The sequence below is a fragment of the Ramlibacter sp. bp-362 genome, assembly GCF_054956735.1.
The window spans coordinates 1-220 of record NZ_JBUDXE010000098.1 but is presented as its reverse complement, the minus strand read 5'-3'; the positions used below and the strand labels follow the sequence as shown (position 1 = coordinate 220).

Genomic DNA, 220 nt, shown 5'->3' with positions numbered 1-220 from the left:
CAGCCAGGCCGCTCAGGCTGTCGGAGCTGTTCAGGCCGGCGATCCAGTTGTCCCCGGCGTCTGCTGCCTGCACCAGTACACGGATCTGCGCATCCGTCAGCAGGGTGCCATCGGCAAATTCGATGCGGTCCACACTGTAGGTGTGGTTGATGTCGTTGCGACCGAAGAAGCCCTCTACAGTCACCACGTCGCTGCTGTTGCGCAGACCGATGACCAAGTG

Annotated in this window: 1 protein-coding gene; it reads right to left on the bottom strand. The window is 61.8% G+C overall.

The features are described from left to right. Window positions 1-220 (bottom strand): calcium-binding protein (locus ACY0MJ_RS22555; RefSeq protein WP_462640797.1); only part of this gene is annotated, 220 nt, incomplete at both ends.